The 23794-nt window shown below is 65.8% G+C and carries 22 protein-coding genes; 9 read left to right on the top strand and 13 right to left on the bottom strand.

Translation table 11 applies throughout. The features are described from left to right. Positions 1–18 precede the first annotated feature (18 nt). The 5 genes from parC to VNM24_16895 all read left to right on the top strand — a co-directional run bounded on the left by parC (position 19) and on the right by VNM24_16895 (position 9484). Complete coding sequence (parC, locus tag VNM24_16915; protein ID HWQ40263.1) at positions 19–2433, top strand: DNA topoisomerase IV subunit A; 2415 nt, start codon at positions 19–21, stop codon at positions 2431–2433. 155 nt (positions 2434–2588) lie between these two features. After that, positions 2589–4391 (top strand): FAD-dependent oxidoreductase, encoded by a 1803-nt coding sequence (locus tag VNM24_16910; protein ID HWQ40262.1) that lies wholly within the window; start codon positions 2589–2591, stop codon positions 4389–4391. A 44-nt stretch (positions 4392–4435) separates the two neighbouring features. Next, positions 4436–6268 carry a 2-oxoacid:acceptor oxidoreductase subunit alpha gene (locus VNM24_16905; GenBank protein HWQ40261.1) on the top strand — a complete coding sequence of 611 codons (1833 nt, stop codon included), beginning with the start codon at positions 4436–4438 and terminating at the stop codon, positions 6266–6268. 228 nt (positions 6269–6496) lie between these two features. Then, positions 6497–7552 (top strand): 2-oxoacid:ferredoxin oxidoreductase subunit beta, encoded by a 1056-nt coding sequence (locus tag VNM24_16900; protein ID HWQ40260.1) that lies wholly within the window; start codon positions 6497–6499, stop codon positions 7550–7552. A 138-nt stretch (positions 7553–7690) separates the two neighbouring features. Further along, entirely contained in the window at positions 7691–9484 is a 1794-nt protein-coding gene (locus VNM24_16895; GenBank protein HWQ40259.1) for a PQQ-binding-like beta-propeller repeat protein, read from the top strand. 49 nt (positions 9485–9533) lie between these two features. On the opposite strand, the gene VNM24_16890 is transcribed toward VNM24_16895, so the two are convergent. After that, positions 9534–9830, bottom strand: a complete 297-nt coding sequence (locus VNM24_16890) for a hypothetical protein (GenBank protein ID HWQ40258.1) — start codon at positions 9828–9830, stop codon at positions 9534–9536. A gap of 215 nt (positions 9831–10045) precedes the next feature. After that, positions 10046–10768, bottom strand: coding sequence for a helix-turn-helix domain-containing protein (locus VNM24_16885; GenBank protein ID HWQ40257.1), 723 nt, complete (start codon positions 10766–10768; stop codon positions 10046–10048). Positions 10769–10923: 155 nt separating this feature from the next. On the opposite strand from VNM24_16885, the gene VNM24_16880 reads away from it, so the two are divergent. Next, on the top strand, positions 10924–11373 hold the full coding sequence (locus tag VNM24_16880; protein ID HWQ40256.1) for a cupin domain-containing protein: 450 nt from the start codon (positions 10924–10926) through the stop codon (positions 11371–11373). Positions 11374–11412: 39 nt separating this feature from the next. On the opposite strand, the gene VNM24_16875 is transcribed toward VNM24_16880, so the two are convergent. After that, positions 11413–12420: a DUF2235 domain-containing protein gene (locus tag VNM24_16875; GenBank protein HWQ40255.1), complete on the bottom strand. Its 1008-nt coding sequence runs from the start codon at positions 12418–12420 to the stop codon at positions 11413–11415. A 187-nt stretch (positions 12421–12607) separates the two neighbouring features. Here VNM24_16875 and VNM24_16870 point away from each other — a divergent pair, with 187 nt between their 5' ends. After that, the gene (locus VNM24_16870; GenBank protein ID HWQ40254.1) at positions 12608–13318 is read left to right on the top strand and encodes an SOS response-associated peptidase; all 711 of its coding nucleotides are present in this window, start codon (positions 12608–12610) and stop codon (positions 13316–13318) included. Positions 13319–13341: 23 nt separating this feature from the next. Here VNM24_16870 and VNM24_16865 read toward each other — a convergent pair whose 3' ends face one another. The 6 genes from VNM24_16865 to VNM24_16840 all read right to left on the bottom strand — a co-directional run bounded on the left by VNM24_16865 (position 13342) and on the right by VNM24_16840 (position 18454). Next, positions 13342–13629, bottom strand: coding sequence for a DUF1330 domain-containing protein (locus VNM24_16865; protein HWQ40253.1), 288 nt, complete (start codon positions 13627–13629; stop codon positions 13342–13344). Between the two features lie 44 nt (positions 13630–13673). Next, complete coding sequence (locus VNM24_16860; GenBank protein ID HWQ40252.1) at positions 13674–13961, bottom strand: DUF1330 domain-containing protein; 288 nt, start codon at positions 13959–13961, stop codon at positions 13674–13676. Between the two features lie 517 nt (positions 13962–14478). Next, complete coding sequence (locus VNM24_16855; GenBank protein ID HWQ40251.1) at positions 14479–15102, bottom strand: polysaccharide deacetylase family protein; 624 nt, start codon at positions 15100–15102, stop codon at positions 14479–14481. After that, a complete protein-coding gene (locus VNM24_16850) occupies positions 15053–15655 on the bottom strand; it encodes a hypothetical protein (protein HWQ40250.1) in 603 nt (200 codons plus the stop codon). The genes VNM24_16855 and VNM24_16850 overlap by 50 nt, the downstream gene beginning before the upstream one ends. Continuing rightward, positions 15655–17145 carry a glycosyltransferase gene (locus VNM24_16845; protein ID HWQ40249.1) on the bottom strand — a complete coding sequence of 497 codons (1491 nt, stop codon included), beginning with the start codon at positions 17143–17145 and terminating at the stop codon, positions 15655–15657. The genes VNM24_16850 and VNM24_16845 overlap by 1 nt, the downstream gene beginning before the upstream one ends. A 118-nt stretch (positions 17146–17263) precedes the next feature. After that, positions 17264–18454 (bottom strand): hypothetical protein, encoded by a 1191-nt coding sequence (locus tag VNM24_16840; protein HWQ40248.1) that lies wholly within the window; start codon positions 18452–18454, stop codon positions 17264–17266. A gap of 67 nt (positions 18455–18521) precedes the next feature. On the opposite strand from VNM24_16840, the gene VNM24_16835 reads away from it, so the two are divergent. Both VNM24_16835 and VNM24_16830 read left to right on the top strand, forming a co-directional pair. Next, positions 18522–19784, top strand: a complete 1263-nt coding sequence (locus VNM24_16835) for a cyclopropane-fatty-acyl-phospholipid synthase family protein (GenBank protein HWQ40247.1) — start codon at positions 18522–18524, stop codon at positions 19782–19784. An 8-nt stretch (positions 19785–19792) separates the two neighbouring features. Next, positions 19793–21121, top strand: coding sequence for an FAD-binding oxidoreductase (locus tag VNM24_16830; protein ID HWQ40246.1), 1329 nt, complete (start codon positions 19793–19795; stop codon positions 21119–21121). A gap of 48 nt (positions 21122–21169) precedes the next feature. Here VNM24_16830 and VNM24_16825 read toward each other — a convergent pair whose 3' ends face one another. The 4 genes from VNM24_16825 to VNM24_16810 all read right to left on the bottom strand — a co-directional run bounded on the left by VNM24_16825 (position 21170) and on the right by VNM24_16810 (position 23623). Then, positions 21170–22336, bottom strand: a complete 1167-nt coding sequence (locus VNM24_16825; protein ID HWQ40245.1) for an MFS transporter — start codon at positions 22334–22336, stop codon at positions 21170–21172. A gap of 152 nt (positions 22337–22488) precedes the next feature. Continuing rightward, positions 22489–22950, bottom strand: coding sequence for a surface-adhesin E family protein (locus VNM24_16820; GenBank protein HWQ40244.1), 462 nt, complete (start codon positions 22948–22950; stop codon positions 22489–22491). A 9-nt stretch (positions 22951–22959) separates the two neighbouring features. Beyond that, on the bottom strand, positions 22960–23115 hold the full coding sequence (locus VNM24_16815; GenBank protein ID HWQ40243.1) for a hypothetical protein: 156 nt from the start codon (positions 23113–23115) through the stop codon (positions 22960–22962). Positions 23116–23401: 286 nt separating this feature from the next. Further along, a complete protein-coding gene (locus VNM24_16810; GenBank protein ID HWQ40242.1) occupies positions 23402–23623 on the bottom strand; it encodes a hypothetical protein in 222 nt (73 codons plus the stop codon). Positions 23624–23794 lie beyond the last annotated feature (171 nt).

Below are 23794 nucleotides of genomic sequence, written 5' to 3'. Positions count from 1 at the left end.
AATCACACGGACAGGACGATGGCAGATCAACCCGACTTGTTTGGAGACGGCGCCGCCGCGGTTGCGGAGAAGAAGGAGCGGGCCAAGCCGGCCCCCGAGAAGGACGGAAACGGCGGAAGCAGGCTGCCGCCGCATTTCGCACCGGCTTCGGGCGGCTTCGAAGACAGGTTGCCGCTGGGCGCTTACGCATCCGCGCAGTACCTGCAGTACGCCATCGCGACGGTGAAAGACCGCGCGCTTCCGCGGGTTGCGGACGGCCAGAAGCCGGTGCAGTCGCGCATTCTGTACGCGATGTGGGAGATGGGGGCCGCTGCCGGTACACCGCGCAAGAAATCGGCGCGCGTGGTCGGTGACGTGCTCGGCAAGTATCACCCCCACGGCGACGCGTCGGTCTACGACGCGCTGGTGAGAATCGCTCAGGACTTCACGCTGCGCTATCCGCTGGTCGACGGCGAAGGCAACTTCGGATCGCGCGATGGCGACGATCCGGCCGCGATGCGCTACACCGAAGCGCGGCTCACGAAGTTCGCCGAGGTACTGCTCTCCGAGCTGGACCAGGGTACGGTGGACTTCATTCCCAACTACGACGGCAGCGTGCGCGAGCCGAAGGTCCTTCCGGCGCGGCTGCCGGTGGTGTTGCTAAACGGCGCTTCGGGCATCGCGGTCGGGATGGCGACCGAAATCCCGAGTCACAATCTGACGGAAGTGGCGAGCGCGGCCGTGGCCCTGATCCGAGACCGCAACCTGTCGGTGCGCCAGCTGCTGCGCCATGTCAAAGGGCCGGACTTTCCCGGTGGCGCCCAGATCATCACGCCACGCGACGAGCTGGTGGAGGCCTATGCCAGCGGCCGCGGGAGCGTCCGGGTGCGGGCGCGGTGGACGATCGAGCGCCTGGCGCGCGGCCAATGGCAGTTGGTGGTGACCGAGCTGCCGCCCGGTGCCTCCGCGCGCCGCGTGCTGGAAGAGATCGACGCAATTGCCAATCCGCAACCCAAGCCCGGCAGGAAGTCGCTCACTGCGGAACAGCAGCGCGAGAAGCAGTTGATGCTGTCCATGCTGGACCGCGCGCGCGACGAGTCGGACCGTGCCCATCCGGTACGTCTGGTGTTCGAGCCCAGGACTTCTAGAATCGACGAAACGGAGTTCGTGAACCTGCTGCTGGCCAAGACCAGCCTGGAGACCAACGTACCGGTCAATCTGGTCGTGGTCGGACTGGACGGACGGCCGACCGGCAAGAACCTCAAGGAGATCCTCTCGGAGTGGCTCGACTTCCGTTTCGCCATCGTCACGCGCAGGACCCGCTTCCGGCTCGACAGGGTGCTTGATCGCATCCATGTGCTCGAAGGACGCCTGCTCGTCCTGCTCAACGTGGACAAGGTGATCCGGATCATCCGCAACGCCGACGACCCGAAGGTCGACTTGATCCGCACCTTCAAGCTGAGCGAGCGCCAGGCCGACGACATCCTGGAGATGCGGCTGCGGCAGCTGGCCAGGCTCGAGCACATCAGGGTCGAACAGGAACTGAAGGACCTGCACAAGGAGCGCAAGGGCCTGGAGAAGATCCTCAAGGACAGGAAGGTGCTGGAGGAGCTGGTCACTTCCGAAATCGAAGCCGACGCCAAGACCTTCGGCGACAAGCGCCGCACGGTGATCGAAGAGTCGGAGAAGGCCGTCATCGAGATTCCGGTCGTCGACGAACCGATCACGGTCATCTTCTCGAGAAAGGGCTGGGTGCGCGCGCGCCAGGGATGGGAGGTGGACCCGGCGACCCTATCTTTCAAGGAGGGCGACGGGCTGCTCTCGCTCACGCGCTGCCGCACCGTCGACCCGGTGATCTTTCTGGACTCGAAGGGCCGCACCTACACGGTGGACGCGGCACAGCTGCCGCCGGCGCGCGGCGACGGCGTGCCGGCTTCCTCGCTGGTGGAAGTGCAGGACGGCGCCCACATCATGTACTGCCTCGCGGGCAAGCCCGAAAGCAGCGTGATCGTGGCTTCGACCGGCGGCTACGGGTTTCTCTCCCGGATTGCGGACATGATGTCCAACCGCAAGGCCGGGCGCGAGTTCATGACGCTGGAAGAGGGCGAGACTCCGGTTGCGCCGTTCGTGTATCGGGAATCCCAGGGCAACTTCGTCGTCGCGCTGTCGGAGAAGGGACGGCTGCTGCTCTTTGCGATCGCGGAACTGAAATATCAACCGCGCGGGCGCGGCATGGTCGTGATGGGACTGGACGAGAACGACAGGCTGAACACGGTCGCGATCTCGGACCAGCCGAGGCTCGTCGTCAAAGGCGGCTCACGCGGCGGCAAGGAGAAAGAAATCGTCCTGGAGCGGGAGGCTCTGGCGCACTACCTTCTGAAGCGCGCCCGGATGGGCCGCGTCCTGCCCGTCAAGCCTCCGGTGGTCATCAAAGTCGCTGGCCCCCCAAGCTGAGCAGCGAGACACACCACCCGGCCGCGGCCGTTTCGCCTTTGCAGGCGTGTGGCGCCGGAGTAACATGCTGTTACTTCATCCAGCCGGTGCCCGAGGTCGGCGTTGAATCACCGGCATGAGAACAAGCGTGTTGGATCCGTGCCGAGGAGAGAAATTTGAAGGCGACCGACATCGAGCAACCCGACTACTTCCACAAGGTCGTGGACTGTCAATGGGCGTGTCCCGCCCATACCCCTGTCCCCGAGTACATCCGCTTGATCGCTGCGGGGCGTTATGCGGACGCCTACATGATCAACTGGAAATCCAACGTCTTCCCCGGCATTCTCGGCCGCACCTGCGACCGGCCCTGTGAGCCCGCCTGCCGGCGCGGCCGGGTCGAGACCGAGCCGGTCGCGATCTGCCGCCTCAAGCGGGTGGCGGCGGACTTCAAGGGCGACATCCGGGCGCGCCTGCCGAAACCGCCGTCCGCAAAGAACGGCAGGCGCGTGGCCTGCGTCGGGGCGGGTCCCGCGTCGCTGACCGCCGCGCGCGATCTCGCCACCATCGGCTACCACGTGGTCGTGTTCGACGCCGATGCGCGCGCGGGCGGAATGATTCGCACCCAGATTCCGCGTTTTCGTCTTCCGGAATCCGTGATCGACGAAGAGGTCGGCTATATCCTCGACCTGGGCGTTGACTTCCGTCCCGGCCAGCGCGTCGACAGCATGAAGGCGCTGCTCGCGCAGGGCTTTGACGCGATCTTCGTGGGCAGCGGCGCGCCACGCGGACGCGACCTCGATCTGCCCGGACGCGCCGACGCGGCCGCCCATATCCATATCGGCATCGACTGGCTGGCATCCGTGGCTTTCGGGCACACCAACCGGATCGGCAAGCGCGTCATCGTGCTCGGCGGGGGCAACACCGCGATGGACTGCTGCCGCTCCGCCCGCCGTCTCGGCGGAGAGGACGTCAAGGTCATCGTGCGCAGCGGCTTCGACGAGATGAAGGCTTCCCCCTGGGAAAAGGAGGACGCGATGCACGAGGGCATCCCGATCCTCAATTACCTCGTGCCCAAGCGGTTTCACCACGTCGGCGGCAGGCTTACCGGGATGACCTTCGAGAAAGTCGAGGCGGTCTACGACGACAAAGGCCGCCGCAACCTCGTGCCAACCGGAGAGCCAGACCAGCACTTCGCATGCGACGAGGTGTTGATCGCGGTCGGCCAGGAGAACGCCTTCCCCTGGATCGAGCGCGATATCGGGATCGAGTTCAACCGGAACGGCCTGCCGGTAGTGGACCCCGTCACCATGCAGTCGACCCATCCCGCGGTGTTCTTCGGCGGGGACGCGGCTTTCGGTCCCAGGAACATCATCTGGGCGGTGGCGCATGGTCATGACGCGGCCATCTCCATCGACCGTCTGTGCAACGGCGAAGACGTGCGCGATCGTCCCGCGCCCCACGTCGCGCTGATCAGCCAGAAGATGGGCATCCACGAGTGGAGCTACGACAACGACGTGTCGCTGGACGCCCGCTACAAGGTACCCTGGGCCGACCAGAAGATCACGCTGAAGAACATCAAGGTCGAAGTCGAACTGGGCTTCGACCGCAAGAGCGCGTTCGCCGAAGCGCAGCGCTGCCTCAACTGCGACGTGCAGACGGTTTTCACCCGACCACTGTGCATCGAGTGCGACGCGTGCGTGGACATCTGCCCGATGGACTGCATCACCTTCACGACCAACGGCGAGGAGGCCGAACTGCGCACGCGGCTGCGCGCGCCGGCAAGAAATCTCGGGCAGGCGCTCTATGTTTCGGACGAGTTGCGCACCGGGCGCGTCATGGTCAAGGACGAGGACCTGTGCCTGCACTGCGGTCTGTGCGCGGAGCGCTGCCCGACCGGCGCCTGGGACATGCGCAAGTTCTACCTCGACCTGACCCTCGCCGGCCCGGCCTGTCGCAGGAAGGCATTGGCTGCCGCTTGAAGACGGGTTGAGCAAGTGCCTTGGTGGTGAGATCGAGAATCCGGATGTCGCAGGAAAGAGTCAACGATTTCGTAGTGAAGTTCGCGAACGTGAACGGCTCGGGTTCGGCCTCCGCCAACCGGCTGTTCGCGAAATCGGTTCTGCGCATGGGCGTGCCGGTCAGCCCGCGCAACATCTTCCCGTCGAACATCCAGGGCCTGCCGACCTGGTACGAGGTGCGGGTGTCGGAGGAGGGCTATCTCGGGGCCCGCGGGGGCGTGGACCTGATGGTTGCCATGAACCCGCAGACCTGGGACAAGGACCTGGCATCCATCGAGCCCGGCGGCTATCTGTTCTACGATTCGACCAAACCGCTGCCGACTTCGAAATTCCGCGACGATGTGCACGTGATCGGCATGCCGCTCACCGAGATCTGCAACCGGGAGTACACCGATGCGCGGCAGCGCCAGTTGTTCAAGAACATCATCTACGTCGGTGCGCTGTCCGCGCTGCTGGAGATCGACGTCAAGGAAATCGAGAAGCTGATCGGCGAGCAGTTCAAGGGCAAGGACAGGCTGATCGCGCCGAACCTTCACGCCCTGCACATGGGCCGGGACTACGCGCTGAAGTATCTGCCGTGCCCGATCGGCCTGCGGGTGCGCAGGGCGAACCGCGTCGGCAACCGCATTTTCATCGACGGTAACAATGCCGCGGCGCTGGGCTGCGTCTATGGGGGCGCGACCGTCGCTGCCTGGTACCCGATCACGCCGTCCTCCTCCATGGCGGAAGCGTTCATGCGCCACTGCCGCAAGTACCGGGTGGACGCCGCAAGCGGCGCCAACAAGTTCACGGTGATCCAGGCCGAGGACGAACTGGCGTCGATCGGGATCGTGATCGGCGCCGGGTGGAATGGCGCCCGGGCGTTCACCTGTACCTCGGGGCCCGGCATCTCGCTGATGCAGGAGTTCATTGGCCTGGCCTACTTCGCCGAAATCCCGGCGGTGCTCTTCGACATCCAGCGCGGGGGACCCTCGACCGGCATGCCCACGCGCACCCAGCAGGGCGACGTGCTGTCCTGTGCCTACGCCTCGCATGGCGACACCAAGCATGTGCTGCTGTTCCCGGAGGATCCGCACGAGTGCTTCGAGTTCGCCGCCCGGTCCTTCGATCTCGCCGAACGGCTGCAGGCCCCGATCTTCGTGCTCTCCGACCTGGATATCGGAATGAACGAGCGATTGTGCGAACCGCTCCAATGGGACGACGCGCGTCGCTACGATCGCGGCAAGGTCATGCGCTACGAAGACCTGGAGGCGGGAAGGGAGTTCGGCAGATACCTCGACGTCGACGGCGACGGAATTCCCTACCGTACGTACCCGGGCACGCATCCCCGGCGCGGTGCGTTCTTCACGCGCGGCACCACGCGCGACGCCTATGCCCGCTACACCGAGGAGGGCGCGCCGTACGTCGAGAACATGCAGCGGCTGCTGCGCAAGTTCGAAACGGCCAAGCAGTATTTGCCGCGACCCGTCGTGGCCAAGGCGAAGGAACCCGCGCGCCACGGTGCCGTCTTCTACGGTTCGACCGGCCCGGCGATGAAGGAGGCCCTGGATCGCCTGGAGGAGAAGGGCGTGTTTCTGGACACGCTGCGCCTGCGCGCCTTTCCGTTTCATGATGAAGTGACCGAATTCATCGAGTCGCACGACCAGGTTTTCGTGGTGGAGCAGAACCGCGATGCGCAGATGCGCGCGCTGCTGCTCAACGAGTGCGGCGTGGCCCCGGCCAAGCTGATTCCGGTCCTGCACTACGACGGCACGCCGATCACCGCGCGTTTCATCACACGGGAGATCGGCGAGAGCCTCGCCGCCCTCAACGTCAAGCCGATCAAGCGCACCGCCTGACACCCCGATATGACTTGCCGCCAAGACGCCAAGGCAGCCAAAGGAGCGAGCGGGAACGAGGTTCGCGCTGTAATTCGGCGGCGCCTTGAATGCTTGGTTCGTGCGCGCTTCGTGAGAAGGATCGTCTCGGTTTCGCGGCGCCGCGGACGTTTGGTTTCGAAGGCCTTCACATTCCTGCCCGGGTGCCTGGATGGCTCGGCCCGGGGCTTGCGCGGCGAGAGTTGACTTATGACGTACATAGCCAAACCGAAGCTGCACCACCCCGAGCTGCCCAAGAACAAGCTCGGCTACACGCGCCGCGATTACGAGGGGGCGATCTCGACGCTGTGCGCGGGCTGCGGCCACGACTCGATCAGCGCGGCGATCATCCAGGCCTGCTTCGAGCTGGACCTCGCGCCGCACCGGATCGCGAAGATCTCCGGCATCGGCTGTTCGTCGAAGACGCCGACCTATTTTCTCGGCAGCTCGCACGGCTTCAACTCGGTTCATGGCCGCATGCCTTCGGTGCTCACCGGCGCCAATCTGGCCAATCGCGAGCTGATCTACATGGGTGTGTCGGGCGACGGCGACTCCGCCTCGATCGGGCTCGGGCAGTTCGCTCACATCCTGCGCCGCGGTGTCAACATGGTCTACATCGTCGAGAACAACGGCGTGTACGGCCTGACCAAGGGCCAGTTTTCCGCCACCGCCGATCCGGGGTCGAAGGACAAGCGCGGCAACGCGAACCTCGACGACGCGATCGACATGGTGGCGCTGGCGCTGCAGATGGGCGCGACCTACGTGGCCCGCGGCTTCTCGGGGGACAAGGACCAGCTCGTGCCCCTGATCAAGGGGGCGATCCTGCACCGCGGCGCGGCCTTTCTCGACGTGATTTCTCCGTGCGTGGCGTTCAACAACCACGACGGCTCCACCAAGAGCTATGACTATGTGCGTGAGCACAACGACGCGGTGAACCGGCTCGACGTCATCCCGCCCCGCGCGCCGATCCAGGCCGCGTACGAACCGGGAACCGTCGAGACGATCACTCAGCACGATGGTTCGGTGCTCAAGCTGCGCAAGCTGGAGGCTCATTACGATCCGCACGACCGCATCCACGCCATGCATTACCTCGAGCAACGCAAGGCGGCCGGGGAAATCGTGACCGGACTGCTCTACATCGATCGCGAGCCCGAAGACCTGCACGCCCGGCTGCGCACCGTGGATGCGCCTTTCAACCAGCTCAACGAAGCCGATCTGTGCCCGGGCGCCGCGGCGCTGGAAGCCTTCAATGCCGGGCTTCGCTGAGCAGCGGATCGGAAGGAGCGAAACGCGAAGATGCGAAAGGCAGCGCCCGGCGACGCAATGGAAAGGCGCGTCGGCCATCCGGAGACACTCATGACGTGGGCGGCCAATTCACGGACGTCTTCGTGTCTTCGCCCCTTCATGGTTTGCGTGCCTGGGTTGCTGGGCGTGCTCTGCGCCGTGAGCCTGTCTTTCGCGTGGGGCGCGCAGGTGACCGACGAGCGACTGCTCGCAGCGGCGAAGGAAGCCGCGAACTGGCTGCACAACGGGCGCGACTACACCAATCAGCGTTTCTCGCCGCTGTCCCGCATCACTACCGGCAACGTCAGGAAGCTGGTTCCGAAATGGATCTACCAGAGCGGGGTATCTTCGACGTTCCAGGCCACACCGATCGTCGTGGACGGGGTCATGTACCTGTCGCTGCCGTTCAACCACGTGGTGGCGCTGGACGCGCGCAGCGGCAGGCAGTTGTGGCGCTACGAGCACAAGCGGCGCTCGCAGAAGATGTGCTGCGGCCCGGCCAATCGCGGGGTCGCGGTCGCCTACGGCAAGGTCTTCATCGGCACCGTGGACGCGCGGCTGATTGCGCTGAACGCCGCGACCGGCGCGATCGAATGGGACATCGCACTGGTGGAGGAACTGGGCGGGCCGGAAGAGAAGCTCGAGCAGCTTGCAAAGGACGATCCGCTGCGCGCCCAACGCGTGACCGGCACGACCGGGGTGGGCGCCAACATGGCGCCGGTGGTCTACAAGGGAAAGGTCATCATCGGCATCACCGGCGTGGGCTACGGATTGCATCTGGATTCCGACCGTCCGGGCGCGCCGGTCGGTGCGGTCGTGGGCATCGCCGGACAGAGTCAGCGCGCCGGGTTCTACGCCGCGTTCGACGCGGCGAGCGGGAGGAAGGTCTGGCAGTTCGATTCCACCACCGAAAACTGGGAGGGTGAGTTCCGCACCACCACGCCGGAAGGCGAAGCGCTGGAGCGCGACATCGCGCGCGAGAAGGCCAGCGCGGCGCAATACAAGGACGCGTGGAAGCGCGGCGGAGGCTCGGCTTGGACCACTCCGGCGATCGACCCGCAACTCGGGCTGCTCTATGCCGGCATCGGCAATCCGTCACCGCAGATGGACGACCTTACGCGTCCGGGCGACAACCTGTACACCGTGTCGCTGGTGGCGCTCGACGTGGAAACCGGCAGGCTCAAGTGGTATTTCCAGATCGTGCCGCACGACATGTGGGGCTACGACGTCGCCAGTTCTCCGGTGCTGTTCGAGGCCGCCGTGGGCGGCAGGAAAGTCCCCGCGGTGGGGCACGCGTCGAAGACCGGCTGGTTCTATGTCCTTGACCGCCGCACCGGCCAGTTCCTGTACAAGTCGCAGCCCTTCGTCCCGCAAGCCAATCTCTTCAAGCGGCCAACGGTGGAAGGCATCGAGATTTCGCCGGGCGCCGCGGGCGGCGCCAACTGGTCACCGGTGTCGTTCGACCCGCGCTCGGGGCTCGCATACGTGGCTGCGCTGCACATGCCGATGCGCTACACGGTGCGCGAGATTCCAGCCACGGCAGACAAGCCCGCCGTGCGCTACACCGCAGTAGAACCGGTCAACGGGCCGCAGTGGGGCATGCTGAGCGCGATCGACACGCTCGATCATGGCAGGATCCGCTGGCAGTGGCGCAGTGCCCAGCCGCTGATCGGCGGTGTGCTGGCCACGGCAGGCGATCTGCTGTTCGTCGGGGAGGGCAACGGCACCTTCAACGCCTTCGATTCCCGCACCGGCGATCTGCTCTGGCAGTTCAACTGCGGTGCCGGCGTGAACGCCCCGCCGGTCACGTATCTGGTGGACGGCAGGCAGTACATCGCGGTCGCAGCGGGCGGGAGCCAGCTGTTTGGCTACCGGCAAGGCGAGGCGCTGGTCGTGTTCGGTCTGGCGGACTGATCAGCGCCGGCCTGCGCCTCGCCGCCGAGGGTGCGCGTTTCGCGCACCGCTAGGAAGCGGAAGTCGAACCACCGCGCATCGATTCGGCCGCCCGGGTGGCGAGCTTGCCGGCCAGGTGGCCGAACTGTTTGAGCGCCTTGGCCCCCTGCTGCCAGGCGCGGGCGATCGCCCTGTTCGCACCGATGCGCGCCGCGCACGGCTCATCGTCCACGTGTCCACAGCGATGGCAGCGGCCGACGTGGAAAATAGATCTAACTTCCTGAATCCTAATGCCTTCGGCCAGGCAGTCGGTGCAAAGCGTGGAAAACGTGGACTGCCCGCAATGCGGGCAACGGAACTCTTTCATTTGCTCCTCCCTTGAGAATCTGTAGCGCTTCAGCCGGTGTTGTGGTTGTTTTGGTATTGAGTGCTGCGGCTGATTGAAAGGCTACTGCTGTTGCTCGCGATCCGTCAACGCCGGCACGAAAGCAACCACCGACGCAAGCGCGCGTTGGCGTCTCGCGGAGCGCTCCTTGGACGCTTCACCGAACTCGATCGGCCGAGAATTCCGTCACAAGTCGATTACGCCAAGCGATCAGGCGGAGAGGTCGCGGACCCGGCCTGCCGTGCCGGAGCGACGCTTGCAAAGGGACTCAGTCCCAGCCAGTCTCCGACACTGCGAGCGAGGTGCCTCGCTCCCAGAATCTTGACCAGACCGGCGGCGCGCGCCTCGCCGAGGGGAAGATCACCCATCCACACGCGCGTCATCGTTGCCAGACTCGCGCCGATCATGACGTCGACCTCGAAGCCGGGATCTTCCAGGCACAGGTCGACTTCGCCGCGGTCGACCACCAGCCACCAGCGTCTCATCGTTTTCTTCGCGTCCGGATACTCGAAATAGATCACGGTGCGTCTTTCGGGAAGCTTGTCGGCGCGCACGTTTCGCCGAATGTCCCACATCAGAAAACTGGCGTCGAGGTCGTTCGCGGCCATCGTGCTCCGGGACCAGCGTTGTCCCCACGTGCCGAGCTGGAGGATCAGGGGCCGCAGCTCTTCGCCGGCAGGCGTCAGGTGATATTCAGGGGTGACTGTGCTCGAGCCGGCTTCCCGGACGACAACTCCCGCCTCTGTCAGCGTTCTGAGCCGCTGCGAGAGCATCGATGGAGACATGAGAGGGACACCGCGCCGCAGCTCGTTGAAACGACGGCTCCCCATCAGCAGCTCGCGCACGATCAGCAGCGTCCAGCGTTCGCCGAGCAACTCCAGCGCCTTGGCGATGGGACAGTACTGGCCGTATCGAGCCATGGACTCGAACCTTGTGGCGTGCCGTGCTCGCTCGCAGTCTACGAGCGCCGGAGGGCTCCGATCAACTACGATTTTCGTACTTGACCCGGCGGGCGTCGCGCCTAGACTCGACTGCTCTCGCCCGAGGTTCGGACGACAAGGTGGAGGACTACGCGATGATTTCCAGAACATGTTTCGCCGCGATAGTAATACTCTTCACGGCGGGGTTTCTGGCACAGGCGGCCGAACCCCTGAAGGTGGACACCCAAGGTGTCTCCGCACGGATCCTGTACGAGGCCCCGATCACAGGCGGCCATCTCCCCGAGCTGAAAGACCGATACAAGCTGAGGATCACCGAGATCACCATCGCGCCTGGAGGACATGTGGGCGACCACAACCACGTCGGTCCGGGCATCCGCCAGATGACGGCGGGCGAAATGGAGTACATCCTGCCGGACAAGACCGTGATCTATCGCGCAGGCGACTTCTTTTTCGAGACCGGCGATGTAAGCCACCGTGTCAATAACAAGACCGGCCGTCCCAATACCCATCTGCTGTTCGAGATCCTGCCGACGGACCTGAAGGGCGCGTCCCTCATCGTGCCCCGGGGGCAGGCTGCGCGATAGATCGCACAACGCGCAACCGCGGGCCGGCCGCGCGCCGGATTACAGTTCCGGACAGGCCGGATGCCGCAGCAGGGACGCGGGGCGATACTCGGGATCGTAGCGCCAGCGGTTCCAGACGCTCTCGTCGACGGTTTCATTCACCCCGGAGCCGAAGGGACGGGCGAACGGATCCTTGAAGCGCTGGTAGAGGCCGAACATGAACTCCTTGAACGAGTCGTTGACTTCGGCCAGATGGTCATCGGGACCGATCACGACTTTGGACTTCAGGCGTAAACCCGCGGCTTCGGCTTTGTCCTGGATCCAGCGCAGGGGCGGATTGGGCAGCGTGTCGACCGGATCCTTGTCATACCCGCCGCCGACGTTGGCGTGGGCTCCGATGAACCAGCGCTGCTCCACTTCGCGGTTCTCGGGCTTGATCCGGGTCCACACGGCCACCGCGTAGTCCCTGCGCCGTTCGTCGATGGCTACGGCGTGGTAGGCGTAGTCGACGATCTTGGAAAGTTCGGTGTCGTGCCAGCGGTAGTAATCCCTGCCGAAGGGCACGTGCGAAACCGGAATGCCGAGTGCGCCGACCGTGTCCCAGACGCCGATGAAGTGCACCCGGATCTCGCGTGAGTGCGCGTTCCGGAAACCGACCGCGGGAGGATCGTCCGGGGCAATGTTCTTGTCGCGGTACAGGGTGTAAGCCTGGTCCAGAAGCGCCTGGTCGACGTTCTTCGGAAGACCGCACTTCCGAATCAGGCCGACCAGACTGCGGGCGGTGTAGGCGCCGCGACTGAAACCGAACAGGAAGATTTCGTCCTGCGGCCGGTAGGTCCGAGCGAGCCATGCATAGCCTGCGCGGATGTTCTCCGACAATCCGCGCCCGAATGCCCCGCCGGTGAAGCGCCGATACCAGTGCGTGCCTACCCCGGTGTCGTAGTAGCAGGGTTGTTCGGGATCCTCAAGGCCGGTGGATTGGATCGAATCGCGCATGCGCACCACATTGGTCCGGTCCTTTCGATTGTTCCAGGTACCATCGAAGAGCAAGGCAACGCGTCGTCCCATGCGCATCTCCTCCCGTTTGTCCGGCGCGACGCGCGTGACGGCGACACAAGCGGCCTGGGCCAGGACCGCCTGCCGGACCTCCTGTGGTGCGAGTATTCCAAGCCGCCCATTACAGGCCGCTTACGGCGGCAAGGCGAGCCCCACCGCACGCTGACGGAGGCCGCCTGGCGCGGCAATATGTAGGCCGATGTGTGGCCGTTACGTCAGTCCGGAGCAGGCCGCGATCGAGCGTGTCTGGCATGCTGGTCGCAGCGGCGGCACCCCGTTTCCGCGGCGCTTCAACGTGCAGCCGACCAGCCTCGTGCCGGTGTTGAAGTGGTCGCGCACCTTGCAGGCGGTGCAGCTGGCCCAGGCACGCTGGGGGCTGATCCCGACTTGGTGGAAAGGGGAAAAGCCGCCCAGACTGACGTTCAATGCGCGCGTCGAGGAGGCCGCCACCAAGCCGATGTGGCGGCATTGCTTGCAGCGCGCCCGCTGCCTTCTTCCCGCCGAAGGGTGGTACGAATGGCAGGAAGTCGAACGGGTGGATCCGGCAACCGGCGAAGTCAGGAAGGTCAGGCAGCCCTGCTTCATACGCCTGGCCGGCGGGAAGCTCTTCTGCTTCGCGGGGCTCATGGCGCCATGGTCGCCTCCGGGCAAGGAAGAGCCCCTGCTGACCTGCTCGATCCTCACCCGTCCGGCCACAGCGGCGCTTGCCGCCATTCACCCGCGCATGCCGCTCGCGCTGCCGGACGACAGCCATGCAGCCTGGCTCGATCCGACGCTCACCCAGGCAGACGAAGCGCTTGAGCTCGCCCGCGCGCATGCGCTGTCCGAGTTCGAGCACTATCCCGTCAGCGCGCGGGTCAACAAGGCCGGGAACGATGATCCGGACCTGATTCGGCCGCTCGACTCGTGAGCAAGGCGCCGAGCCGCAGCGCCTTACACGCCTTCCACAACGATGATGTTCGCGCGCGCGTTCCGCTGGCGGATTTGCCTGGCTTTCTCGTATTCCGGCGAGTCGTACCACTGGCGTGCCCGGGCCAGGTTCTCGAATTCGCAGATCACGATGCGCCTGGGGTTCCAGCGGCCTTCGAGCACCTCGATCCTGCCGCCGCGAGCCAGGAACTTCCCCCCGTACTTGTCCAGCGTCGGCTTGACCAGTCTACGGTACTCCTCGTAGCCCTCCGGATCGAGGATCTCGATTTCGGAAATCAGGTACGCGGGCATCGCGGCTCCCGATCGCACTGTGGTCTGGGTCGGCGGCCGCTCGGCTACACGCCTTCCACTAGGATGAAATTCGCGGTGGAAGCCCGCTGCCGCGCTTCCTTGGCCGGCCGGTATTCCTCGGACTGGTACCAGCGGCGGGCCTTCTCCGCGTTCTCGAACTCCACGATCACGACCCGCGTCGGAGCCCAGGTGCCTTCCAGCACCTCGATCCTGCCGCCACGGGCGAGAAACCGCGCCCCGTATTTCTGCAGGGAAGGACCGACCAGGCGGCGATACTCTTCGTAGCCTTTCGGATCATGGACGTCCACATCGGCGATGAGGTAGGCAGGCATGCGTTCTCCGTTGTTTGTCCGATACCGCTTCGCTGACCTGGAGGAGGCTATCTGACCTGCAAGAGCCAGCCGGCGCCTTTGCAGCGCGCGCAGGGCTTCTCGCCGACCAACCCCGTAGCGTCGCACTCCGGGCACTTTGCCCACTCGTTGGGGTCGGCTCGCCAAGTCACGCGACCGCCGCACATCCCGCCATCCGGATGCGGTTGCAAGCAGATGGCGGTCCTTTCCAGGGATTGCTCGCCGTAAGGCGTGCCGCAGCGGACACAGATTCCCAGCGGGCGAGGGCGCCTGCGGACGTACGTTTGCATGCGGTCATGCGTGCCATGAAGCCGAACGGGCTCATTCGGCTGGTGGCAGCCTCTTCGATGTCGAGCCACAGATTCTACGCTCCATTGCGCAACAGGCCAGCAAAGATTGACGCGCTCGCGGTCGGTGCCCTGCCGGGCGCTGCCGTGCGGCGCGCTGACGCCGGAACAGGCCACGGCGCGCGCATCGGCCGGGCATTCTGCCGAGCGGGTCAGAGTTCGCTCAACGAAGCCGAGGTCAGATGCTGCCGGCGCAGGCGCGAGAGAAACTCCGGAAGTGCGCGCATCAGTTGATCGGGCCGATTGATGCCTCGCCCGCCGTCGTGCATGAGCACGATGTCTCCGGCAGCGACCCGGGCGAGCCGCCACTGGATTCCGGCTGCATAACCCAGGGGCCCCCAATCCACCGCGCTGCGGCTCCACAGCACCACGCGCTGACCACCCGCGCGTGCCTCCTCCACCATGCAGCGGCGCAGGCGTCCGTGGGGTGGCCGGTAAAAGGCCGGAGCCTGGCCCGCGACGTCGGCCAGCGCCGTGGCCCCGTCGCGGACTTCGCGCCGGGCCGCTTCCGGCGACATCGTCCACGGGTGGCGGTGGCTCCAGCTGTGGTTGCCGATCAGATGTCCTTCGGACGCCGCGCGGCGCACCACGGCGCCCGCCACGCGAGCCAGCTTTCCGATCGTGAAGAAGGCCGCCACGAGGCCCGCCTCCCCGAGCGCGTCGAGGATGCGCGGCGTCCAGGCCGGATCGGGCCCGTCGTCGAAGGTCAGGTAGACGTGCCGGCGCTCAGCCGGACCGCGCGCCAGCACGCCGGTAGCTTCTGCGGTCGATGTCATCGGGCTCCTGGTCACTTTCCGGGAATCTCCTCAGCAGTTCCTTGCGCGTCAGCCAAAAGTAGTGCGGGTCGGGCCAGGCCGAGCGACTGTCGCGTGCCGGCGCGAAGGCCCAGACCAGCAGCTTGAAGTGCAGTGTCATCCAGCGCTTCTTCAAGCCTTCGGGATAGGGTGCACAGATAAACCCGATGCGTTCGCCGTGGGCGGGAAGCCAGCTCACGGCGTGAAAGACCGCGAGGTCGGAAAGCGCCGGGTCGGTGCGCGCTTTGTGGGCGAGGTGGTGCAGGGACTGGATCATCAGGCGTGCGAACTCGAGCGCCGTGCTGCGTGAAGAGCCGCCTTCGATCCGGGTGAAGCGCTCATTGTTGAAGTGCAACATGCCCACATCATCGCCCGGCTCGAGCAGCGTATCGTCGGCGAACTGCATCACCGGTCCGCGGTATCTGGCGCGCCCCACGAAGAGCACGGGTCCTGCCGCCTGCAGGCGGTGCGCGCGCTGGTAGCGGCGGTCGATCTGCCGCAGCACTTCCCGCAGCACCTGGCGCAGCCAATCCATCAGCGCCTGCGAACCTCCCTGCGTACCCGAGGTCCGGCCAGCGAGAGCGCCAGCTCTGCGATGCGATCGGCGCCATCGCGCCGGCCCAGCAGCCACGCCCGCTCCTGCATCCGCGTCAACAAGAGTCGATCGGCCAGCAATGCGTCGATGGCGGCGACCAGATCGTTTTCGGAGACCAGGCGTCCCACCTCATGTTCCTCCAGGAAACGCACGTTGAACCCTTCCTGTCCGCGCAGCGCACGGGTGGCGATCAGGGGTCGCCCGCAGGCCAGGGCTTCCGCGACGGTGAGTCCACCTGGTTTGCCCACCACGATGTCCGCCGCGCGAATGAGCAGTTCCATGCGCTCGGTCCACTCCCACAACCGGATCCGTCCCCGATGATGCTCTGCCAGCGCCGAGAGGCAGCGATGGGTCGTGCTGTTGTGTGCCGCGACCGCCAGGATCTGCAAGCGCAGCGGACTGGTCAGCAGCTTTTCCGCCGCCGCGTCCACCCCCAGTCCGAGCCCGCCTCCGGCCACGAGCACCACCGGAGAATCGGTGTCGAGCCCCAGTGCCTGCCGTGCCTCGCGCGCGGCCGGCGGCTGAAGGAAGCCGGGCATCAGGGGAATACCGGTGGCAAGAACCTTGTTCGCGTCGAGACGCTGGCGTTGCGCTCTCGCGATCGATTCGTGCGCGACGCAGTAACGATCGACCCCCGGCTGAATCCAGAAATCGTGCAGGCCGAAATCCGTCGCAACGCAGATCGTGGGAACATCCATGGATCGGCGCCGCTTCGCCGAGGACAGCAGCGCCGCTGGATTCATCTGTGTGGCGATGATCGCGTGCGGATCGAAGGCCTGCACCCGCTGGGCAAGGCGCCGCGCGAGCCGGCGCCATGTCCAGCTCACCAGCGCCAGGCGCAACAGACGCCCGTTGCCCGGCATGCCGCGCGCGCGGCTGGAGAGCGTGGCACCGAGCAGGCGCAGAAGCAGGCGGTCGGAAGGATGCCACGCGTCCCGGGGCGAATCGCTCATGGCACCGCTTGTGGGAGGAACCAGTGCAGCCACTTCCGCGATCGAAGCGGGTAAAGGTTCGCGGCTCTCCAGAATATCGCGCCAGGTTCGCTGGTCGAGACGATAGATCCGGTCGAAGAGCAGCGGATGCTGCTCGATCAGTTGCAGGTAAGTACTGCGCACCGCCCAGGCGACCCGGTCGTCCATCAACGACCAGAAATCCAGCGTGCGGACGACGGCGCCCGGGAGCCGTTCGCGCAGCGCGGCCTCGATGGCGAGCGCGGCCCGCACATGACCGTAGCCGAGACTGGAGGTGAGCAGCAGGATGCGCGGGCACTCTTCGCTCGCGGCGGCGGTCTGCTCCGATTTCAGTTCCCACGACGCCGGCCAGGGCAATGGCGTCGCCATCATGCTGCGCGCATGGGCGAAGAGATCGGCGATGCGCGCGGCATGGACCGCGGCGAGCCCCAGGGGATTCTTCTGTGTCATTCGTTCCATGCGCCGCGGACTTTCACCCGCGACGCGCGTAGCGGTCAAGCGTCGCCCCCATGCGACAGTCATCCGCGGCCGCGAGTTCCGAGCGCGTCAGGCGAGGGGCTGCAATCGGATACGCATTCTAGTCGGCATCTGCGCGGGCTGCCGCCGCGGAGAGGTCGCGCTCTTTCAGCACCAAGACCTGGGCGCGCCACAGCCGCCAGGCGTCGGGCAATTCTTCGCTCCAGAAACGCCGCGAGAACAGGTGCGACATGCCCAGGTCGACATGGCTCAGGATGTGATGGATCAGGAAGACTCTGGCCTGGCCCGGCGCGACGGACTTGGCGAGCGCAAGGCTTTCGCTGTATGGGATGAGCCGATCGTCCCTGCCATGGACGAGGATCAGACGCGCCTGCAGTTTCGACAGCGGCTTGTTGTCCAGCGTGAGCGCATCGATGGTTTCCACGATCCTGGCGGGCAGGGCTGCGATCAGGCGCTGCGTCTGCGCAGGATCGCTATTGGACAGCAGCCGGTATACCGCAAGACCCTCCGGGTCGAGCGCTCGCGCCAGCGCGGACACGTCGGCGGTCGGATCCTTGAGCTTGGCCTGGATCATCGCCTCGAACGCAGCGCGATCGCCGGCTTGCGCAAGCAGATCCATGGTGCTGCGGATGAAGACGAGCTTTCCGTATTCGCTCGCCTCGAGCCGGCGCAGCTTGCCGTTCTCCTCGAACGCTCCGGTGGTGAGGAAGCGCAGCGCGCTTCTGAGATTGTAGTAGCCCCCGACCGCGAGCACGAACCGTACTCGGCCTCGCACGTCGTCCTCCAGGGCGGCCGCTATGGCCGGTCCGGCGCCGTAACTGAACGCGCCGATGCCCACGCGCCCCTCCGGCGCCCACTCCTGCCGGCTGGCAAGATGGCGCACCGCTTCCGCGACTTCGCGCACGTGGCGCGGGCCGATCTTCAGTTCGCGGTAGCCGCTCAACTCGGGCGCCAGCACGGCGTAGCGCAGCCGGGCGAACGTCTTCGCGAGCGCGACCAGACGCTCGTCGTCCTTTCCTTCCGGAACGGCGCCCGGCACCAGTACGATCCCGGCCTCGACCCGGCCACCGCCCGGCAGATAAAGATCGGCACGGTAGGTGTGGCCTGCCGCCTCGTAGCTCACCGTGGCGCGAGTGGGTTCTGGGGTAATTTTCTTGAGCCGGCTGGGTCCTGTGCCGGCCGCGATGTCGCCCAGCGCGAGCAGCGCTTCGTAATTGCGTCCCGTGGCGCAGCCGCCCAGCCACAACAGACAGGCGAGGGCAAAGGGCCCGGCGACGGCCGGACGCGCCAAGCTCCGGGACCTGCCATTCTTGCGCCCCACCGCTATCATTTCGCCAAAATTGCCAAGGAGTCGCCGCATGTTCAAGGGCTTGATTCAGCGTCTGGGCAACGCCACCGAGGTCTGCTTCCGCGTGAGGTTCGCCGACGGTTCGACCTGGCAGAACCGCCCCGGCGATCCCCTGGTCAGTTTCCACTTCAAGACCGTTGGCGCGCAACTGCGGACGCTGGCGTTCGGCCACGTCGGAATGCTGGAATCCTACTTCGACGGGGCGATCGACATCGAAGGCGATTTCGGTCAGGCGTTCCGCGTCGGCTTCGAGAGCGGGTTCGATCGGCGCCCGGGACCGCTGGTGTGGCTGCGCAACCAGTGGCACGAGCTGCGGCGCTCGAACCGCTCCGTCGAACAGGCAAAGGCCAACGCGCGCTTCCACTATGGACACGGCGCGGACTTCTACGGCTACTGGCTCGATCGCGAGCTGATGATGTATACCTGCGCCTACTGGAAGGAGGGCACGAAGACCCTCGAGGAGGCGCAGCGCAACAAGGTGGAACACGTGTGCCGCAAGGTGCGGCTCAAGCCGGGCGAAAGCGTCGTGGACATCGGCTGCGGATTCGGCGGCTTCATGTTCCACGCGGCGCAGCATCACGGCGTGCGCGCCTGTGGCGTCAACACGACGACCGAGCAGGTGGAATGGCTGCGCGAGGAGATCCGGAGGCGCGGCATGACCGAACGGCTGGAGGTGCGGGAAGCCGACTTCCGCGAAGTCCACGCCCAGTTCGACAAGGTGGTGTCGATCGGCGTGCTGGAACACGCCGGGCGCGACCAGCTTCGCGAAGTCGTCAGGGCGCACGCCGACTTTCTCAAGCCGGGCGGGCTCGGGATGCTGCACTTCATCGGGCACGTGGGCGTGCGCGACACGGAGTTCTACATCCGTGAGCACGTCTTCCCCGGCGGCTGGATTCCCAGCCTGGCGCAGACCATCGCGGCCATGGAAGCGTGCGGGCTGGAGATCATCGACATCGAGAACCTGCGCCGGCACTACGCATTGACGCTCGATGCGTGGACCGAGCGCTTCGACCGGCACTGGAAGGAGATCGAGCTGCTCGACCCGAAGAAGTTCGACGAGCGCTTCCGGCGCGTGTGGCGCACCTATCTGGTGTCCTGCGCGGAGATGTTCCGCTCGGTACACTCGCGCACGCATCTGTTCCAGGTGCTTTTCAGCAAGGGCAATATCTCGAAGGACAGCTACCCGATGAGCCGGGCGTTCCTCTACCAGGACGATCTGCAGCGGCTGGCGCAGCGCTCGCAGGCGCCCGAGGGCGCGCCTTCCGCGGTCTAGGTGCTGGCGTGCGAACCTTCGAAGCGCGCAAAGCCGCTCTGCTGGACTCGATGCGCGGGCGCGTCGCGACCGGCGTGCGCAAGCGCACCAGCTCGAACCTGTTCCGCTACACGCCGCGGGTGCAAGGCGGCCGCGGCCTCGATCTGAGCCGCTTCAGCCACTGCCTCGCGCTCGACAGCGAGGCGCGGGTTCTCGACGTCGAGGGCTCGGCGACGTTCGAAGCCATCGTCGACTACACGCTCCCGCAGGGATGCGTTCCGTGCGTCACACCCGAGCTCAAGCACATCACGATCGGCGGTGCGACGGTCGGCATCGGCATCGAGTCCAACTGCTTCCGCTACGGTTTCGTGCACGACGGCCTGCTGGAAGCGGAGGTGCTGCTGCCGGGCGGGCGGGTCGTTCTCTGTCGGCCGGACAACGAGTACAGCGACCTGTTCTACGGGCTGCCGAACTCCTACGGCACGCTCGGCTACATCCTCCGCGCGAAGATGCGCCTGATGCCGGCGAAGCCCTACGTGCATCTGGGGACCGCGCGCTACACGGACCTCGACGCCTTCCTGGATGCGATGCGCGCCGCCACGCTGCGTGAAGACATCGACTTCATCGAAGGCATCTTCTTCGACGCGCGCAGGCTCTATCTGACGCTGTCGCGCTTCGTCGACCGCGCCCCCCGGGTGGACGACATCCTGCGCCGGAACATCTTCTACAAGCTCATCCAGGAGCAGCCCGACGTCTACCTCACTACCAAGGACTACCTGTTCCGCTACGACCCGGAATGGTTCTGGAACATCCCGGAGGGCTGGCCCTACCGGGTGTTCCGCCGCTTCGCCCCGGCGCGGCTGCGCAATTCCGGCTTCTACAAGCGCTACACGCAGCGCAAGCACGCGTTGCTGCAGTGGCTGCCTTGGACAGCCAAGGACGAGGAGGAACCGCTGATTCAGGACTGGGAAGTGCCCTGGGAGCAGGCGGCCGAATTGACGCGCTTTGCGCTGCGTGAAGTGGATCTGGGAGGAAAACCGTGGATCGTCACGCCGATCCGCACGCCCCGCTCTCCGACCCTCTATCCCGTGCCGGCGAACACCTTGTACTACAACCTCGGTTGCTACTGCCAGGTGAAGAAGCGGCCGGAAAAGGGCGACTACTGGTACACCCGCATCATGGACCGCGAATGTTTTGCCCGCGGCGGGGTGAAGATGCTGTACTCGTCCACCTTTCTCTCACGCGAGGATTTTGACCGGATCTACAACGGTGAGGCCTATCGGCGCCTGAAGCGCAACTACGACCCGGAAGGCAGGCTGGGCGATCTGTACGCCAAGTGCGTTGCGCATCCGCAGTGAAACCGATACGGAACAATCGAACCACCCGGGGACCGGGGACGAGCCCCTTCAACCAGCCCAACGATGAGCGGCAATGCGGCGCGAGAAGAAGCGCCCGAGCACAGCCAGCGCCACTCCCGCCAGCGCGAAACACCAGCCATAGCCGATCCCGACGATGCCGCGGCCGACGATGGCCACCCCGATCGCCTGGCCGAAGAACAGGCAGAAGGCGTGCAGCGCGAGTGCCGTGCCGCGCGCGTGCGGCGCCATCTCGGTCGATCGGGTCTGGATGGTGTTGTGGAACATGTAGAAGCCGATGCCGGCGGCGATCAGCAGCGGAAAGAACGCCTGCCACGCCGGCAGCAGCGGCAGCAGGAGGTAGCAGATCAGCAGCAGGATGCCGCCGCCCAGCACCAGGCCGGTTTCTCCGAGCTGGCGCAACAGCCAGCGCACCAGCAGGCTGTAGCACACGCCGCCCAGGCCGAAGGCGGAAATGATCGTCCCGATCGTGAAGTAGGACAGGTCGAACTTGTCTTTCAGGTAGGCCCCGGTGTAGGCAAAGGTGCCGTAGAACAGCGCGCCTTCCAGGCAGACCGTGACGAGCACCGTGCGGACCCAGTGGTCCTTGAGCAGTTCGAGGTGGCCGCGCACGAGCCCGCTGCGGCGCGCGCTCACCGGCAGCGGCGCCTTGCGGTTGCGCATCAGGAGCACCACGCCCACCGCGAGAAACAGGGCCGCGAACACATGGAACACGGCGCGCCAGGACACGAAGTGGGCGAACAGTCCGCCCAGCGCCGGACCGAGAATGTGGCCTAGGAGCACGATGCCGATGAAGCGGCCCAGCGTGGCCTGGCGCCGCTCGTAAGGGGTGGCATCGCCGATCCAGGCCAGCGCGAGCGGAATGATGCCGCCGGCGCCGATTCCGGTGATGAACCGCATCGCGGTCAGCGTGCCGAGTGATCCTGCGGTGGCCGAACCGACCGAGGCCGCGGCGGCGATGAAGCAGGCGGCAGCGATGACCTTGAGCTTGCCGATGCGATCGCCGAGCGGTCCGTGCACCAGCTGGAACAGCCCGTAGGCCAGCGTGAACGCGGTCACCGTGGCCGAAGCGGTGGTCGCAGGCACCGCGAAGTCCTCCGCGATCGTCGGCAGCAGGGCGTCGAAGAGCCGCAGGTTGGCTCCGGAGACGAACGCGGCGGCGGCAAGCGCGTAGAGGGTCGGATGGGCGGCCGTCATGAAGACGGCATTGTGCAGGATCGCTGCCGCTGCCGCGTGCGCCGATCGCAGCCGACCGTGACGAACTGCGCTCGGAGCGGCCGCCGGGTGCTTTTCGGTTCGTCTGGAAGGCGAAATCGGTGGAGGGCCTTGCGGCCCTCCCGGTTTGCGTGCTAGTTGGCGGTGGGCGATGGCGCGCCGGGAAATGCCCGAGCGGCGCGCGCGGCGACCGCGGTCGTGGGTTCGATCGAGCAGGCAGCGTGGAACACCGCGCCTTCGAAGCTGCCGGCGATGAACGGGAAAAACGGCGGGTCTTCGACGCGCGCGTGCCACACGACCTGGCCGGCACCGTCGGCGCGGTCGGTCAGCAACCACTGGGCAATCGCGTAGGTGCGCCTGTCGCAATCGATCAGATACTGCCTTCGCTCCGAGCGGTGCGGATAGAAGCCGTGCGCCAGGGTTACGGTCTGATCATAGCTGTGCGTCATCCACAGCGTGATGCGGTCCGCGACCCGCTCGTAGGACTTCCAGTCCACAGCGGCGAACTGGATCTCGTCCCCCTCACGTGCCGCGACGGCGCCGTTGGACAACCCCAGCGCCAGAGCAAGCGTTACAAGCCATTTCACTCGTTTCATGGGCCACTCCTACAAGTGAAGCCGCTCGCTCATCGTCCGGCTGTAGATCTCGCCCAGACGCTGGTCCAGCTTCCTTGCGGTGGACCTGGTCGCATCGCTCGCGTGGTACCAACGGCTGAGCGCCCGAGCGATCAGGGCGCGCAGACTGCCAAGAATCAATTCCATGAAAGCCTCCTGTCACGGAAGGTGCGCGCATCGCGCATCTGACGCAGTGCAATATAGGTGCGCCGGCAGCGGAAAAGAATCCCGGCGACCGGCATAGCTTTCATGCCGCGCGGGAATTGGAACGGTCATATTCCCGTCACGTCGCAACGATCCGGCGCGAGCTCGACTGTCGTGCGGCTTGCGCTGGAATGGCGGCGCGAGGAAAAGAAAACGGGCAGCGCAGATGCGCTGCCCGTGCGTTGGCGGAGCGCGTCGTCCGCCGATCGAACGACCCGTGCGGCTGCGATCAGCCCTTCTTCTCGGGCGTCGCAGGCGTGGCCGGTGTGGCCGGCGTCGCGGCCGGTGCGCCTTCCTTCTTTTCTTCTTTTCTCGCGTGCTCCTGCTTCTTCTTGCTGTGTTTCTTGACCTTCATGTGCTGCTCGGGTTTGGCTGGCTGCGCCGCCTCGTCGGCCGCGAAGGTGTAGACGGAGGTGGCGCAGAACAGGGTAACCATCAGCAGACCGATCAATCGTTTCATGTGTCCTAGCTCCTTTTGGATTGTGACTTGCCGCCAGCAGCTCGCTCCGCAGGGCGACGCGCGCTTAACGTCCCGCTCCAGCCTGCGTTGACTGGCGCAGCGCGCGCTGGACTAGAATTCATGAAAATCATGAGAGCCGGGCGGCTCCGATCGACGGAGGTG

The sequence above is a fragment of the Burkholderiales bacterium genome, assembly GCA_035560005.1.
GTDB lineage: Bacteria > Pseudomonadota > Gammaproteobacteria > Burkholderiales > Eutrophovitaceae > DASRFY01.
This window is presented reverse-complemented; position numbering and strand designations above follow the sequence as displayed.